Source organism: Flagellimonas algicola (assembly GCF_005937185.1).
In the GTDB taxonomy this organism is placed as follows: domain Bacteria; phylum Bacteroidota; class Bacteroidia; order Flavobacteriales; family Flavobacteriaceae; genus Flagellimonas; species Flagellimonas algicola.
The window spans coordinates 14,592-29,637 of sequence record NZ_VCNI01000002.1 but is presented as its reverse complement, the minus strand read 5'-3'; the positions used below and the strand labels follow the sequence as shown (position 1 = coordinate 29,637).

Annotated in this window: 17 protein-coding genes; 16 read left to right on the top strand and 1 reads right to left on the bottom strand. The window is 42.4% G+C overall.

Annotated elements, in window-relative coordinates; all coding sequences use genetic code 11:
• The first annotated feature begins 13 nt into the window (after positions 1-13).
• On the top strand, positions 14-217 hold the full coding sequence (locus FGG15_RS09070; protein WP_138838203.1) for a helix-turn-helix domain-containing protein: 204 nt from the start codon (positions 14-16) through the stop codon (positions 215-217).
• 344 nt (positions 218-561) lie between these two features.
• On the opposite strand, the gene FGG15_RS09065 is transcribed toward FGG15_RS09070, so the two are convergent.
• Positions 562-1,452 (bottom strand): MBL fold metallo-hydrolase, encoded by an 891-nt coding sequence (locus FGG15_RS09065; RefSeq protein ID WP_138835500.1) that lies wholly within the window; start codon positions 1,450-1,452, stop codon positions 562-564.
• A 127-nt stretch (positions 1,453-1,579) separates the two neighbouring features.
• On the opposite strand from FGG15_RS09065, the gene cyoE reads away from it, so the two are divergent.
• The 15 genes from cyoE to FGG15_RS08990 all read left to right on the top strand — a co-directional run bounded on the left by cyoE (position 1,580) and on the right by FGG15_RS08990 (position 15,026).
• Positions 1,580-2,482: a heme o synthase gene (cyoE, locus tag FGG15_RS09060; protein WP_138835498.1), complete on the top strand. Its 903-nt coding sequence runs from the start codon at positions 1,580-1,582 to the stop codon at positions 2,480-2,482.
• Between the two features lie 4 nt (positions 2,483-2,486).
• The gene (locus tag FGG15_RS09055) at positions 2,487-3,068 is read left to right on the top strand and encodes a cytochrome c oxidase subunit 3 (RefSeq protein WP_138835497.1); all 582 of its coding nucleotides are present in this window, start codon (positions 2,487-2,489) and stop codon (positions 3,066-3,068) included.
• A 93-nt stretch (positions 3,069-3,161) separates the two neighbouring features.
• Complete coding sequence (locus FGG15_RS09050; RefSeq protein ID WP_138835495.1) at positions 3,162-4,136, top strand: cytochrome c oxidase subunit 3; 975 nt, start codon at positions 3,162-3,164, stop codon at positions 4,134-4,136.
• A gap of 48 nt (positions 4,137-4,184) precedes the next feature.
• Positions 4,185-4,568: a cytochrome C oxidase subunit IV family protein gene (locus tag FGG15_RS09045; protein WP_138835493.1), complete on the top strand. Its 384-nt coding sequence runs from the start codon at positions 4,185-4,187 to the stop codon at positions 4,566-4,568.
• A gap of 71 nt (positions 4,569-4,639) precedes the next feature.
• On the top strand, positions 4,640-5,272 hold the full coding sequence (locus FGG15_RS09040) for a hypothetical protein (RefSeq protein WP_138835492.1): 633 nt from the start codon (positions 4,640-4,642) through the stop codon (positions 5,270-5,272).
• Positions 5,253-5,999, top strand: a complete 747-nt coding sequence (locus FGG15_RS09035) for an SCO family protein (RefSeq protein ID WP_138835490.1) — start codon at positions 5,253-5,255, stop codon at positions 5,997-5,999. The genes FGG15_RS09040 and FGG15_RS09035 overlap by 20 nt, the downstream gene beginning before the upstream one ends.
• Entirely contained in the window at positions 5,999-6,532 is a 534-nt protein-coding gene (locus FGG15_RS09030; RefSeq protein ID WP_138835488.1) for a DUF420 domain-containing protein, read from the top strand. Before FGG15_RS09035 ends, FGG15_RS09030 begins: the two co-directional genes overlap by 1 nt.
• A 40-nt stretch (positions 6,533-6,572) precedes the next feature.
• On the top strand, positions 6,573-6,800 hold the full coding sequence (locus FGG15_RS09025; RefSeq protein ID WP_138838201.1) for a hypothetical protein: 228 nt from the start codon (positions 6,573-6,575) through the stop codon (positions 6,798-6,800).
• A gap of 114 nt (positions 6,801-6,914) precedes the next feature.
• Positions 6,915-8,159, top strand: coding sequence for an ABC transporter permease (locus tag FGG15_RS09020; RefSeq protein ID WP_138835486.1), 1,245 nt, complete (start codon positions 6,915-6,917; stop codon positions 8,157-8,159).
• Positions 8,160-8,176: 17 nt separating this feature from the next.
• Complete coding sequence (locus FGG15_RS09015) at positions 8,177-9,436, top strand: ABC transporter permease (RefSeq protein ID WP_138835484.1); 1,260 nt, start codon at positions 8,177-8,179, stop codon at positions 9,434-9,436.
• A 37-nt stretch (positions 9,437-9,473) separates the two neighbouring features.
• Positions 9,474-10,586, top strand: coding sequence for an efflux RND transporter periplasmic adaptor subunit (locus tag FGG15_RS09010; RefSeq protein ID WP_138835482.1), 1,113 nt, complete (start codon positions 9,474-9,476; stop codon positions 10,584-10,586).
• A gap of 97 nt (positions 10,587-10,683) precedes the next feature.
• Positions 10,684-11,385, top strand: coding sequence for an ABC transporter ATP-binding protein (locus tag FGG15_RS09005; protein ID WP_138835480.1), 702 nt, complete (start codon positions 10,684-10,686; stop codon positions 11,383-11,385).
• Positions 11,378-12,607 carry an ABC transporter permease gene (locus FGG15_RS09000; protein ID WP_138835479.1) on the top strand — a complete coding sequence of 410 codons (1,230 nt, stop codon included), beginning with the start codon at positions 11,378-11,380 and terminating at the stop codon, positions 12,605-12,607. The genes FGG15_RS09005 and FGG15_RS09000 overlap by 8 nt, the downstream gene beginning before the upstream one ends.
• 58 nt (positions 12,608-12,665) lie before the next feature.
• Positions 12,666-13,865: an ABC transporter permease gene (locus tag FGG15_RS08995; protein ID WP_237561789.1), complete on the top strand. Its 1,200-nt coding sequence runs from the start codon at positions 12,666-12,668 to the stop codon at positions 13,863-13,865.
• A 45-nt stretch (positions 13,866-13,910) separates the two neighbouring features.
• The gene (locus FGG15_RS08990; protein WP_138835475.1) at positions 13,911-15,026 is read left to right on the top strand and encodes an efflux RND transporter periplasmic adaptor subunit; all 1,116 of its coding nucleotides are present in this window, start codon (positions 13,911-13,913) and stop codon (positions 15,024-15,026) included.
• Positions 15,027-15,046 lie beyond the last annotated feature (20 nt).

The following is a 15,046-nucleotide window of genomic DNA, read 5'->3' as shown; positions in this document are numbered from 1 at the left end:
AGATAGGGAAGTAATGCGAAAAGTTGGCAAAAGAGTTCGTCAACTCCGTGAAGAAAGTGGGCTGTCCCAATTTCAGCTTGGTGTCGATGCTGACCTGACCAAAAATCAAATAGGAAGAATTGAACGCGCGGAACGCAATACCAGTATTGTAACCTTAAGCCGCATTGCAGATGCCCTGGAAATCCCGTTGAGCAGTTTGTTTCTTTTTGACGATTAGGCTTTTCAAGTTCAAGTTCAAGTTCAAGGGCAGGGGTCTTTTATCTTGTTTCTTGAATCTTTGGTCTTTGGTCTTTGGTCTTCAGAAATCAGCGTTCAGAAGTCAGAGCATAGCTATCAGTAACTGAACTCTGGAATCTGATATCTGATCTCCGACCTCCAACATCAAGCATCGAACATCAAGCATTCAAAACTAAGTTCAAGCCCAAGTTCAAAAACAATTGCCCATTACCATTTACCCTCGTCTAGCAATCCAACAGTCCAAAAATCTGAACTTCGAGCACCCAACTTCTGACCTCTAACCTCCAACATCAAGCATCGAACATCTGGCACCATTTTCAATTTTCAATTTCCCATTTTCAAACTTCTGTACACTGCCTCTCGCATTCGCTCCGGATTAATATAGGCTTTCCCATGGGTTTCATCGTACTTGGCCAGCAAGGAGCTGTTGTTTTTTACTTCGTCTAGACTTCTACCGGCATCAATCTCTTTTTGGATAATGCTTCGAATGTCCTCTAACATCGTTACAAAGCCTTGTAATTCTTTTTTGTTTGAAGGTCTACCATGCCCAGGGATAATTTGGGTTTCGTCATCAATTATCATGAGCGCATTTTTACTGGCAGCAATGTACCCATCAATGCTTCCCCCGCTGTTGATATCAATATAAGGGTAGCGACCCGCAAAATAAGTGTCGCCCATGTGCAGCACGTTTTCGTTGACAAAATAGACTTGGGTATCCCCATCCGTATGGGCGTTGTGTACATGCATGAGCATTATAATCTCATCACCCTCGTAAAAGGTCATCCCATCGGCATGCGTGATTTCAGGTAGACTTTTTTCATAATCGGATTGCGATAACTTCTGGTCGGCCACATTTTTTTGCCCACGTTCTTGCAGTCTTTTGCGCACATTGTCCTGGGCCACAATCGTGGTTTCGTCGGAATTAAAATTTGCATTTCCTCCCGTGTGGTCGCCATGCATGTGGGTGTTCACCAAAAAGGAAACCGGCTTGTCCGTTAATGTGGCAATCGTTTTCTTGATCTTATCGCTTAAAGGAGCAAACTGATCATCGATCATATAAACTTTATCCTGCCCCATATAAATTCCGATGTTACCGCCTCTACCCGTAAGCATATAGGTGTTTGAAGTCAGGGTGTCCACTGTAATAGTCACATCATTCATTTGGGCTTGAAGAGCTGCTGGAAAAACAAAAAGAAGGGCTAAAAGAAAGCGCATGATAATGGTTTTAAGGGTTGTTACCTAATCTTGGACGTACCGTCACATCAAAAATAACACAAAGACCGTCAATAGGTTGGAAAAGAGATAGGCTGGCGTTATCTTTGCCTGCCATTAAAAAATGAGGATGAAATCTGCAGTAGGCTCTGTAAAAAACACTTCCCTTTCCTTGATTTTTACCGATTTTAAGGAAATCACCAAGGCCAAATTGGCCGTGAGCGTGGTGTTTTCATCCATTGCGGGTTATTTTCTGGGCGCTTATCAGATAGATTTGGTTTCCTTGTTTCTGTTGGCTTTTGGCGGCTACTGTATGGTTGGGGCCTCCAATGCGTACAATCAGGTCATAGAAAAAGATTTGGATGCGCTCATGAACCGCACCAAAAACCGACCTATTCCATCTGGGCGGATGACAGTGGCAACAGCAATGACCATCGCCATTGTAATGACCATCCTTGGTGTAATTGCGCTATACATTTTAAGTCCCAAAACGGCCATGTTCGGGGCCATTTCCATTTTCTTGTACACCAGTGCGTATACACCGTTAAAAACAAAAACTCCACTTTCGGTATTTGTTGGGGCACTGCCAGGGGCCATTCCCTTTATGTTGGGATGGGTTGCGGCAACCAACGATTTTGGCATTGAGCCGGGAACCTTGTTCATGATTCAGTTTTTTTGGCAATTCCCACACTTCTGGGCTTTGGGCTGGATGTTGGATGAGGATTACAAAAAAGGTGGCTTTAAAATGCTGCCCACTGGAAAAAAAGATGCAGGTACCGCCCTTCAAATTATACTGTACACCATTTGGATGATCGTAATTTCCATTATGCCTGCATTTGGGTTTACAGGAAGATTGCATTTATCCATTCCAGCAGCGGTGCTAGTTTTGTTGGCAGGCTTGGTGATGCTGGTGTTTGCATTCAAACTGTACGAAAAGAGGGATAACCCAGCTGCAAGAAAGTTGATGCTGGCCAGCGTTACCTACATCTCATTGATTCAGATAATTTACGTTATAGATAAGTTTATTGGTTAAGCCTATGGATTTCACCGAAGTGGATATTGAAGTAAAGAATAAAAGAGCCAAAAAAATGTTGCTCTGGTTTGGAATTGTGAGCCTGATTATGGGCTTCGCAGGCTGGACCAGTGCCTATATTGTGAGCAGCAAGCGAGAAGATTGGATCAGTGATCTGGAATTGCCCCAAGCCTTTTTTGTAAGCACGGCGATCATTATATTGAGCAGCATCACTTATTTTTTGGCCAAGCAAGCTGTAGCTGCGGGCAACCAAAAAAGAGGAACGCTTTTGCTAGTTGGTACTTTGGCTTTGGGCATTTCTTTTATTGTGTTGCAGTTTATGGGTTTCTCCCAGATGTTGGAGAACGGGTATTACTTTACAGGGCCTACCAGTAATATTAAAATGTCCTATGTGTTTTTGATTGCTGCGGTACACATTGTCCATGTGGTGGCTGGGCTTATTTCATTGTTGACCGTTTTGGTTCAGCAGCTTAGGGGAAAATATACATCGGACAATATGTTGGGCTTGGAACTGGGGGCTACCTTCTGGCATTTCTTGGATTTCCTTTGGGTATATCTCATACTTTTTATGTATTTCGTGAAATAAATTTTTGATGAAGTAGTTTTCATTCAACTTTGTCTTTTTCAATACAGCAAAAGATGTATTTTTGCTAAAGTTTTATTAAAACGACCTTTTTATATGGATACAACGGTGACTACCGGTACAGAAGAAAGCACTTGGGGAGGTGGAAATCGTCCACTAAATGCTAGCTATGGAAAAATGATGATGTGGTTTTTCATCGTCTCGGATGCCTTGACCTTCTCTGGATTCTTGGTTTCTTATGGTTTTTCAAGGTTTAAGTTTATTGAAACTTGGCCTATTGCTGATGAGGTGTTTACACACGTTCCTTTCTTCCACGGTAATTACCCCATGTACTATGTTGCCTTTATGACCTTTATTCTGATTATGTCTTCCGTCACCATGGTATTGGCTGTGGATGCGGGACATAAAATGATGCAGAAGAAGGTCATTCTTTATATGTTCCTTACCATTATCGGTGGTGCCATCTTCGTTGGCTCACAGGCTTGGGAATGGGCCACTTTTATAAAAGGTGACTTTGGGGCAATTGAGACCAAAGGAGGTAGAATACTTCAATTTGTAAATGCCGAAACTGGTGAAAGGGCCGCCTTGGCAGATTTTGCCAAAACTTTACCTGAAGACCGCGTGAAGCATGTAAAGAGCGAAGGTGTTTGGTTCTTGCAGGAAGGCTACAAAACCAGCTATTCCTTAAATGAAGTTATAGAAGGATTCAAAGCTTCACCAAATATTTTGATTCGTACCGAGACCATTAACGAACATGGCGAAAAAACGCTGTTGGATCGTCCAGGTTCATTGGCAAAATTGGCAGATGCCTCTCAAGTGGTAGAAGGTGCAAACCTTATCCATAACGAATACGGAAGCCGACTTTTTGCGGATTTCTTCTTTTTCATTACTGGATTCCACGGGTTCCACGTATTTTCCGGAGTAATGATCAACATCATCATTTTCTTCAATATCATTTTGGGCACCTATGAAAGAAGAGGTCATTATGAAATGGTGGAGAAGGTTGGGCTCTACTGGCACTTTGTAGATTTGGTTTGGGTATTTGTATTTACATTCTTCTATCTAGTATAATTTGATTTTTCATTTCCGAGAAGTCGGAAATCCAAAATATAAAACAGCATGGCGCACGAACATAAACTTGAAATTTTTAGAGGACTGGTAAAGTTCAAGTCCAACGTCCAAAAGATTTGGGGAGTACTGATTTTTCTAACCTTGGTAACCGCGGTTGAAGTAGGTTTGGGTATAGCCAAACCAGCGGCTTTGACCGGAAGCTATTTCCTTGGTATGAAACTCCTCAACTGGATATTCATTATCCTTACCTTGGTAAAAGCCTATTACATTGCATGGGATTTCATGCACCTTAGGGATGAGAAAAGCTCTTTGCGTAGAGCTATTGTTTGGACACCGATATTCTTGATCTGCTACCTGATATTTATATTGCTCTTTGAAGCGGATTATATTTACAACGTGTTCAAGGATGGGTATATGTCCTGGAATTTCTAGTAAAGGATAAACAATATTAAAAGGCGGTTTCTTAACCGTCTTTTTTTATTTTTGCACTCAGCAAAATCATCATGAAAAAGGCCTCTGTTTTAATCGTTCTCTTTGTCTTTCCCCTAGTGGCCTATTTGTTTTTTGCCTCCGGTGTAAACAACTTTGGAAGATTGCCAATTTTAACCCAAAACATCCCTGAGCTTGATAACTTTGAGGGAGGTGCAAGGCTCAACAACAAGATTACCATTCTGGGTTTCCTCGGGAACAATATCGACTACAAAAAAGGAAACGCCTTTAATCTGAACCAAAAGATTTATAAACGCTTTGGCAAGTTCACCGATTTTCAGATTGTGATGGTGGTGCCCGAAGGGGAAGAGGAAAACGTGGAGGTACTTAGAAAGGATTTGGGCAAGCTTTCTGAGACCGACAGATGGAATTTTGTGTATGGTTCGGAGGGGGACGTAAAATCCCTTTTTAAGAGCTTGGAAACCAATTTAACCCTGGATGAAGATTTGGGAACCTCCTATGTTTTTATTGTGGACAAAGACCGTAACCTTAGGGGAAGAACAGATGATGAGGATGAGGGGACCAAATATGGATTCAATACCACATCCGTTGCCGATCTGAACAATAAGATGGAGGATGATGTAAAGATCATTCTTGCTGAATATCGCCTTTCTTTAAAGAAAAACAATGCCGACAGGAGCAACTAAGAAGAAGAAATACAACTACGTTTGGGTATCCGCCATAATCCTGGTCTTTGGGATATTTGCGGTCAATGAGATTACAAAGACCCTAAAAAAGGGAACTGTAGTGGAAACGGATCGGATGAGTGCGGTTCCCCAACAATCCAAATTGGGATATGTGATCAGCAATGGCAAGAAGAGGGAGGTGCCCAACTTTTCCTTTTTGAACCAGGATAGTGTACTGGTTTCCAACAAGGATTATTTGGGGAAAGTCTATCTGGTTGAGTTTTTTTTTACCACTTGCCCGACCATTTGCCCGATCATGACCCAGAACTTGGTGGAATTACAAGATACGTTTAACGAGTACCCTGAATTTGGTGTGGCTTCGTTTACCATCAATCCTAGATACGATACGCCAAGAGTGTTGAAGAAATATGCTAGCAAGTATAGTATTACCGATCAAGACTGGCATTTGTTGACCGGGGATAGGGACTCCATCTATACTTTGGCCCAGGAGGGTTTTTACATTGTGGCTAACGAGGACGAGGATGCTCCCGGTGGTTTTGAACATTCGGGGATGTTTGCCTTGGTGGATAAAGATGGGTATATCCGGTCCCGGGATGACCAACATGGCAATCCCATGATCTACTACCGGGGCACCATAACGGAAAAGCAGGGGGTAAACAAGGAAGGAGAGGCGCAACAGATTACCATGCTCAAGGAAGACATTCAAAAATTATTGCTCGAGGAATAATGGAACATGATTTAGCCAAGGAAAAAAGATTTAAGCGTTGGATTACCATCATTTCCATCGCTATACCGGTAGTGGTTGCCCTATTGTTCGGGTATAAGATTCCAAATGCAAAACCCCTCTCATTTTTACCACCAATCTATGCTTCCATTAATGGATTAACGGCCATACTTTTGGTTTGGGCAGTGATTGCCATCAAAAATGGAAAAAGGGACTTGCATCAAAAATTAATGACCACTTGTATCGTCCTTTCTGCCCTGTTTTTGGTGATGTATGTGGCCTATCACATGACATCGGATAGTACTAAGTTTGGAGGTGACGGGGCAATTCAATACCTCTATTTCTTTATTCTGATTACGCATATTGCACTTTCTATCGCCGTAATTCCTTTGGTATTGGTAACCTATTCCAAGGGATATCTGGGAGATTTTCAAAGCCATAGAAAATGGGCCAAATTCACCTTCCCCATTTGGCTGTATGTGGCGGTAACCGGTGTTGTTGTTTATATCATGATATCACCCTATTATGCGCATTAAACCCATCAGATCTAGCTCCTCACCAAATAGGGGAGGTGTCCTGATAAAATTATCAGGACGGAGGGGTATTTTTATTTTATTAATCCTGTTCTTCCTCTTCCCTCAACTCACCGAAGCCCAATGCGCCATGTGCAGGGCAGTGGTGGAAAGCGAGGCCGATGGAAAAACGGCAGAAGGAATTAATAATGGCATCGTCTATTTAATGGCCATCCCTTATATTTTGGTAGGAGGACTGTTCTATTTCGTGTATAAAAAGCTTCGCAGTTAAGAAATATTTAAATTTTTCACATTTTTTTTGCAAATAGGTGTAACAATTTGATGGTAGCTTTGTCTTATTGGATATACGTTTACGTATTTCATCAATCATCAAACACCAACCATCATGTTCGACATTGAAAGGTGGCAAGAAATATTTGACACCATCCGGAAGAACAAACTGCGTACTTTTTTGACCGGGCTGTCCGTGGCCTCCGGTATATTTATTCTTGTCATATTATTAGGTTTTGGCCAAGGGATGCGAAATGGTATTGAACACGAGTTCAAACAAGATGCAACCACTAGTGTCTGGGCCTGGCCCGAAGCGACTTCCAAAGCGTATAAAGGACTCAACCCGGGAAGGGTCATCCGTTTTAAAAACGCGGATTATGAAACCGCTGGAAGAATGTTCAAAGAGGATATTGAATACGAATCCCCGCGTGTTTTTGTACGCAACGTTAACATCAACTACGGTAGCGAATCCTTGGTCTATGGCATTCAAGGGGTGTCTTCCGAATTCCAATTTATAGAAGGTTTTTCCACTATCGAAGGGCGTTTCATCAACTATAAGGATGAAGAGTCCCTGGGTAAAGTGGCCGTTATTGGAAAGAAGATTAGGGGAGATGTTTTCAAAGATGTGGAGACACCCGTGGGAGAACGTATCGAAATAGCAGGTATTCAGTTTACAGTGATAGGCGTTTTTAAAGAACAAAATGAAAGGGAAGAAGAGCGCATTTACATTCCCCTAACTACGGGCCAAAGAGTGTTTAATGGGGATGATAAATTAAACACACTTTCGTACACTTTGCCCCCAGTTGAGAATTTTGACCAAGCCGTAGCGCAAGCAGTAGAGTTTAAGGATAACCTCCGAAAGTTCTTGAAAGAAGAACATCTGGTAGCTCCCGAAGATGAATCGGGAGTGAGGGTTTGGAGTGCCATGGAGGAGGCAAAGCGCTACTATGGGATTACGAATAATATGAAACTGTTTTTTTGGTTTGTGGGTGTTTGCACCATTATTGCCGGAGTTGTGGGCGTAAGCAATATTATGCTGATTGTGGTCAAGGAACGTACCCGCGAAATTGGAATCCGGAAAGCCTTAGGGGCCAAGCCTTGGTCCATAGTGGGCATGATTTTGCACGAATCCGTTTTTGTCACGGCCATTTCCGGTTTTTCAGGTTTGATTTTCAGTATGCTGATTTTAGAGATTTTAGGCCCCCATGTTCAAATTGAATACGTAAAGAATCCGTCTGTGAATTTTACCGTAGCATTTTCCACGGTTATGGTACTCATTTTTGCGGGCGCTCTTGCCGGACTTGTGCCAGCATTGCGTGCCGCTAGGGTTCAGGTAATAGAATCGTTGAGGGATGAATAAATTTAAAACCATACACCATGTTCAACAGAGATAGATGGCGTGAAATATTGGAAGTGCTCACCAGCAACGTGGGCCGAACCATTCTTACGGCTTTTGGGGTGTGCTGGGGCATTTTCATCCTAATTGTTCTACTAGCCGCTGGGAAGGGCTTTGAAAATGGAATTCGGGCAGATTTTGGAGATATTGCCACCAATACCATGTTCATGTGGACCCGCAGGACCACAAAACCGTATGAAGGTTTACCTAAAGATAGGAGCTTTGAATTCAAGGTTAGTGATGTGCAGGCCATTTGGGACAATGTGCCTAACCTTCGGTTTGTCTCCCCAAGAAATCAATTGGGAGGTTTCCGAGGAGGAGGAAATGTAATCAGGGGCATCCGTGTAGGGGCCTATAATGTGTACGGAGACTATCCCGAAATCATCAATCAAGACCCCATGACCGTTACCTCTGGACGGTTTATCAACCACAATGACATTCGGGAGAAAAGAAAGGTGGCGGTGATTGGACAAGGGGTTAAGTCCGAGTTGTACGAGAAGGGAGAGGAAGTGCTCGGTAGTTATATCAAAATCCAGGGAGTCAATTTCATGGTTATTGGCACGTATAAAAAGAAAAATAACGACGGGGATGGGGAAGAGGCCCAAAAGGAAATATATGTACCCTTTACCTCTTTTGCACAAGCCTTTAACCGAGGTGAAGATGTAGGCTGGATGGCAATAACCGCCCACGATGGAAGTTCAATTTCCCGTTTAAAGGAAGATATTATCAGAGTGATGAAGGAACGGCATAAGGTGCACCCTGAGGATAACCGAGCTGTTGGCCATTTTGATTTGTACGAGCAGTTCAATAGGGTAGAGAGCCTGTTTGTGGGATTAAAAGCCATTGCCTATCTAGTAGGGATCATGGTATTGCTTTCTGGAATTATTGGTGTCAGCAATATTATGCTCATCGTTGTAAAGGAACGCACCAAGGAAATTGGGATTCGCAGGGCTTTGGGGGAACAACCTTGGTCCATAAAAAAACAGATTCTGATGGAGTCGATTTTCTTGACGATAATTTCGGGAATGGCGGGCATTATTTTTGGGTCGCTGGTCATTTATGGAATCAATTCACTTTTGGATAGTGTGGGGCCAGTGGACATGTTTATCAACCCCAGTGTAAGCGTTGGGGTGGTCAGCGGGGCCCTGGTCATACTAATGGTATCTGGACTTTTGGCTGGATTCATACCTGCTAATAGTGCCATCAAAGTGAGGCCCATTGAAGCACTCCGAACAGATTAGAACAAATTGAATCAATCAAATAACTATAGGAATTAAAATGAAAAAGTCAGTAACCATCATCATCTTGTTGCTCATCGTTGTGGTATTCGGTGGCTCCATGTACTATTTGTATCAAAAGAATTCTGAGGACCCCGTGGTGTATGAAACGGAGAAACCCTCCAAACAGAGCATTGTAAAAAAGGCAGTTGCCACCGGGAGTATCCTTCCTTTGGAAGAAGTGCTGATCAAACCCAATATCTCCGGAGTTATTGAGGAGATTTATGTGGAAGGGGGCGATTATGTGAAATCGGGTGACCTTTTGGCCAAGATTAAAGTTGTCCCCAACTTAAATGCGCTTAATGATGCTAGAAATGCCATTGATGAGTCCAAAATCAATTTGGATGATCAAAAAAGAAATTACGAAAGACAACTGTCCTTGTTTAACAAAGGGGTGATATCAAAAGCCGATTTGGAACGCGCCCAAGTAACCTATGATCAGGCCAAACAGGCGTATGGCGCAGCCAATAAACGCTACGATATTGTGAAAACGGGAACTACAAGGGGATTGAGCAACGCAGCCAACACCTTGATTCGTTCCACTGTGAGCGGAATGGTCCTGGAAGTTCCGGTGGAAGTGGGGAACCAGGTCATTGAAAGCAATAACTTTAATGAAGGGACTACCATAGCCGCTGTCGCTGATGTGGAAAAAATGATTTTTGAAGGGAAAGTGGACGAATCCGAAGTGGGAAAAATTACGGAAGACCTACCCTTGGAAATTACCGTAGGGGCCATAGAGAATCAGGTATTTGATGCTGTTTTGGACTATATAGCTCCCAAAGGAAAGGAGGAGAATGGTGCCATTCAATTTGAAATCAAGGGGACACTCAAGAAAAGGGACTCCGTGTTTATTCGGGCGGGATTGAGTGCCAATGCCTCCATAATTTTAGCTCGGGCAGACAGCGTCCTAGCTCTAAAGGAAGCTTTGGTACAGTTTGATCTTGAGACCAAGGAACCTTATGTGGAAATAGAAACTTCAGAACAACAATTTGAGCGCAAGGATGTGGAGTTGGGCATTAGCGACGGCATTTTTGTGGAAGTAAAATCCGGTCTCAATTCCGATGACAAGGTGAAAATATGGAATGCTGTTGAGGAGGAAGAATCTGCCAACTAATCATTTAACAAAAAATTTCAATAAATCTTGTAACATTTTAACAACTTGTAAGTCATATTACAGGAGTTAAAATGCCAGATAGCTAATAGCACCAATCATGATAGAAATCAAGGACCTTCACAAATCCTACAGAATGGGAAGCAATTCCCTCCACGTACTCAAAGGAATTAATTTTAAGGCAGAATCAGGAGAACTGGTTGCCATTATGGGATCCTCGGGTTCTGGTAAATCTACTTTACTGAATATCTTGGGAATGTTGGATGTGGCCGATTCTGGTGAGTATACACTGGATAATGTCCCCATCAAGGATTTAAGTGAGACCAAAGCTGCCCAATACAGAAATAAGTTTTTGGGATTCATCTTCCAATCGTTTAACCTTATCAACTATAAGTCGGCCTTGGAAAATGTAGCCTTACCATTGTATTATCAAAAAGTCGGGCGAAAAGAACGACAGGAAAAAGCTATGAGCTATTTGGAAAAAGTTGGGTTAAAGGAATGGGCCACGCATTTACCAAGTGAGCTTTCCGGAGGTCAAAAACAGAGAGTGGCCATTGCAAGGGCCATGGCTGCCGAACCCAAAGTGCTTTTGGCGGATGAGCCTACAGGAGCCTTGGACAGTACTACTTCTTATGAGGTTATGGACCTTATTCAGAAAATTAATGATGAAGGGAACACCATTTTGGTGGTGACCCACGAAGAGGATATTGCACATATGTGCAAGCGAATTGTGCACCTTAAGGATGGTGTTATTGTTGAAGACAAAAAAATAGAGCAAGTAAGAGCACAACAATATGTTTGATCGCGATATTTGGCAAGAAATCTTTCACACGCTCAAGAACAACAAACTCAGGACGTTCTTGACCGGTTTTTCCGTGGGATGGGCCATTTTTATTTTGGTGATGCTGTTGGCTTCCGTAAATGGGATGCAGAACGGATTTACAAGCCAATTTAATGATGATGCCACCAACTCCATCTTTATTAGACCGGGCACAACTGCCCAAGCCTATGGAGGTTTTGAAGCAGGAAGAAGGATTCAGCTGAAAAATGACGATTACCAATATATAAAAGAGAGCTTTCCCAAGGATGTTGAATATATCAGTACCCGTTATTTTTCCAACACGACAGCGAGATATAAAAGTGAAACTGGAAACTACTCTGTACAAGCCGTACATCCAGAACATCAGATTATAGAAAAGACCCTAATTACCAAAGGCCGATTTTTTAACAATGCCGATGTGGTCAACCGGGCCAAGGTTGCAGTGATTGGAAGAAAGGTGGCCGAAGATCTATTTAAAGACGAAGATCCTTTAGGTCAATTTGTTGAATTTAATGGACTTCCTTTTAGGGTTGTAGGTGTTTTTACGGATGACGGTGATGACAATGCTGAGCGAGGAATTTATGCTCCAATAACTACGTATCAAAGAATTTTTGGGGATACCAACGATGTCCATCAAATTTTACTGACTTATAATCCAACCTATGATCTCACAAAAGCTTTGGAATTTTCAGGCAAACTGGAAGATTTAATGAAGAGACGACATAAAGTGGCTCCTGAAGATCAGGCTGGAATCAATGTTTGGAATTATGCGGAAGCTTTTGATGACATCAGCAGTTTTTCTGCCGTATTAAGTGCGATAAGTATTGGAGTAGGCTTTTTGATATTGATAGCCGGAATAGTGGGTATTGGAAACATTATGGTCTTCACCATTAAGGAACGGACCAAGGAAATTGGGGTTCGAAAAGCGTTGGGTGCGCAGCCTAAGCAAATTATCAATTTGGTGCTTTTGGAATCCACATTTATAACAGCTTTATCCGGTTTTATCGGTTTGGGTTTTGCTTGGATTATTTTATCCTTGATAGGACCTACCATTAATACCCCGGCCTTTACCAATCCAAACGTTAGCTTGTCAACAGTAATCACAGCAACCATTATTCTAATTGTTGCAGGGGTGTTGGCGGGATTGATTCCAGCAGTAAAAGCTGCCAATGTTAAACCAATAGTGGCCTTAAGCGATAAGTAATATGTGGTTGTTCGATAGAGATTTATGGATTGAAGTTTTCCACACCCTTGGAAAGAATATGTTTCGCACATTCTTGACCATGTTGGGTGTCATCTTTGCCATGATCATTTTGATGCTGCTCTTGGGATCATCCAATGGAATGACCAATGGATTCGATAAAATTTTTGCGGGTACCGCATCTAACAGTCTTTTTGTTTGGGGACAGTCTACCTCAGAACCGTATAAAGGTTTTGAAAGAGGTAGAAGGATTCGCTACAAAATAGAGGACGCGGAAATACTAAAAAGAGAGATTCCAGAAATTGAGGTTTTGGCACCAAGGATAGAACTGGGCAGTCATAGAAGTGTGGTCACTGTTTACAGAAAAGGCCAGACCAGTGGATCCTCCGTGTATGGGGATTACCCGGAAATTGACAACATCACCAAAAAGAAACTGGTTGAGGGTCGATTTTTGAACCAAATGGATATTGAACATTCCAAAAAGGTTTGCGTAATAGGGGAAGAAACCTATAAACTTTTGTTTGAGAAGGGGGAAGAGGCCATTGGTGAGGATATCAGAATTAATGGAGTGTTTTTCTCTGTGGTGGGCATCTACAAACCTAACAACAACATCAATATTGATGGGGAGAATGCGGTGTTTATCCCCTTTACCACCTTTCAAAAAGCCTTTAATTCTGGAGATCGGATGGGTTGGATGGCCATAGCCGTGGAACCGAACACCAAGGTCCCGGTGGTGGAAAGTAGAATCAAGGACATTCTCAAAAATAAATACGACATACATCCGGATGACCAAAGAGCCATTGGAAGCTTTGATATGTCCGAGATTTTCAACAACATTTCTTCCTTTACCATGGTGCTAAGAGGGTTTTCCTACTTCGTAGGACTGCTCACTTTGCTGGCTGGGGTAATTGCGATTAGTAATATTCTATTGATTACAGTAAAGGAACGTACCAAGGAAATTGGAGTGCGAAGGGCTCTGGGTGCAACCCCAAGATTGGTGTTACGGCAAATTTTAATGGAAGCGGTGGTGTTGACCTCCTTTGCTGGATTGGTTGGATTTGCCATTTCCGTCGGAATTTTGGCCGTCCTGGATTCGCTTTGGGGCAGTGGGGAAGATTTTCCCTTTGTAAAGCCCATGGTGAGTATAGGGCAATTTAGTTTCTCCTTCTTTTGGATGGTGTTCCTGAGCTTGTTGATAGGATTGATACCGGCAATCAAAGCCATTAAGGTACGTCCTATAGAAGCCTTACGGGAAGAATAATTGGAATTTGAAAAAATAAATTAGATAACGATCAAATAAGTAGTAATGAACAAATACGTAAAATACGGGTTAATCACGATTGTATCAGTCGGAATTTTGGGCGCTGTAGTTTATTTCCTTAAGCAGAACAGTACCCCAACCCAGATTTATGAGACTGAATCCCTGGAACGCAAAGACATTGTGAACAAAGTTATTGTTACGGGCAAGGTTATTCCAGAAGATGAAATCAACATAAAGCCACAGATTTCCGGAATCATTGATAAGATACACTTGGAAGAAGGTGTGGATGTTAAGGCTGGGGATTTAATCGCTGTTATCAAGGTGGTGCCCAATGAGCAATCCCTGAATCAGGCAGCAGGACGTGTAAGAAATGCGGAATTGGCCTTGAACAATGCCAAAATCGAGTTTGATCGCAACAAGGCTCTTTTTGATAAAGGAGTGATTTCCAGCCAGGATTTCAACAACCAACAGTTGACCTATGATCAAGCAGTGCAGGAACTTACCAATTCCCGGGCCGATTATCAGATTATACGTAAAGGTTCTGCGGGTGGATCATCCAGTGCCAACACCAATATCCGGGCTACAGTTTCTGGAACAATTCTGGAAATTCCAGTTGAAGAAGGAGATCAGGTCATCCAGAGTAACAACTTCAATGATGGTACCACCATTGCCACTATTGCGGACATGAACAAAATGATATTTGAAGGGGAAGTGGATGAAGCAGAAGTTGGAAAACTTAGTGTGGGGATGCCCTTGGAAATTAGTTTGGGAGCCTTGGAAAAGAACAAATTTGATGCGGAATTGAAGTTTATTGCTCCCAAGGGAGTAGAGGAGGAAGGTGCCGTTCAGTTTAAAATAGAAGGTGACTTGGTAGTTAACGATAGCACCTATGTAAGAGCGGGATACAGTGCCAATGCCTCCATTGTTTTGGAAGAAAAAAAGGATGTTTTGGCCATTAAGGAAGCGTTGTTGCAATTTGATAAGGAAACAGAAAAACCCTATGTGGAAGTTGAAGTGAGTGAGAATGAATTTGAGCGCAAGGAATTGGAGTTGGGTGTTAGTGATGGTATTGATGTGGAAGTAGTTTCCGGAATTGAGGAAGGAGACAAAATAAAGGTTTGGAACAAATTGGAGAAGAAGAGCGATGAGGATGATTCCTAGAATTGGCCAAACAATAATCA

Bases quoted from the DNA above. Each gene is read 5' to 3' on its own strand.
- FGG15_RS09000 (WP_138835479.1), top strand. From the start codon at position 11,378: ATGTTTGATCGCGATATTTGGCAAGAAATCTTTCACACGCTCAAGAAC.
- FGG15_RS09045 (WP_138835493.1), top strand. From the start codon at position 4,185: ATGGCGCACGAACATAAACTTGAAATTTTTAGAGGACTGGTAAAGTTC.
- FGG15_RS09030 (WP_138835488.1), top strand. From the start codon at position 5,999: ATGGAACATGATTTAGCCAAGGAAAAAAGATTTAAGCGTTGGATTACC.
- FGG15_RS09040 (WP_138835492.1), top strand. From the start codon at position 4,640: ATGAAAAAGGCCTCTGTTTTAATCGTTCTCTTTGTCTTTCCCCTAGTG.
- FGG15_RS09050 (WP_138835495.1), top strand. From the start codon at position 3,162: ATGGATACAACGGTGACTACCGGTACAGAAGAAAGCACTTGGGGAGGT.
- FGG15_RS09035 (WP_138835490.1), top strand. From the start codon at position 5,253: ATGCCGACAGGAGCAACTAAGAAGAAGAAATACAACTACGTTTGGGTA.
- FGG15_RS09015 (WP_138835484.1), top strand. From the start codon at position 8,177: ATGTTCAACAGAGATAGATGGCGTGAAATATTGGAAGTGCTCACCAGC.
- FGG15_RS09070 (WP_138838203.1), top strand. From the start codon at position 14: ATGCGAAAAGTTGGCAAAAGAGTTCGTCAACTCCGTGAAGAAAGTGGG.
- FGG15_RS09065 (WP_138835500.1), bottom strand. From the start codon at position 1,452: ATGCGCTTTCTTTTAGCCCTTCTTTTTGTTTTTCCAGCAGCTCTTCAA.
- FGG15_RS09005 (WP_138835480.1), top strand. From the start codon at position 10,684: ATGATAGAAATCAAGGACCTTCACAAATCCTACAGAATGGGAAGCAAT.
- FGG15_RS09020 (WP_138835486.1), top strand. From the start codon at position 6,915: ATGTTCGACATTGAAAGGTGGCAAGAAATATTTGACACCATCCGGAAG.
- FGG15_RS09010 (WP_138835482.1), top strand. From the start codon at position 9,474: ATGAAAAAGTCAGTAACCATCATCATCTTGTTGCTCATCGTTGTGGTA.
- FGG15_RS09055 (WP_138835497.1), top strand. From the start codon at position 2,487: ATGGATTTCACCGAAGTGGATATTGAAGTAAAGAATAAAAGAGCCAAA.
- FGG15_RS08990 (WP_138835475.1), top strand. From the start codon at position 13,911: ATGAACAAATACGTAAAATACGGGTTAATCACGATTGTATCAGTCGGA.
- FGG15_RS08995 (WP_237561789.1), top strand. From the start codon at position 12,666: ATGTTTCGCACATTCTTGACCATGTTGGGTGTCATCTTTGCCATGATC.
- cyoE (WP_138835498.1), top strand. From the start codon at position 1,580: ATGAAATCTGCAGTAGGCTCTGTAAAAAACACTTCCCTTTCCTTGATT.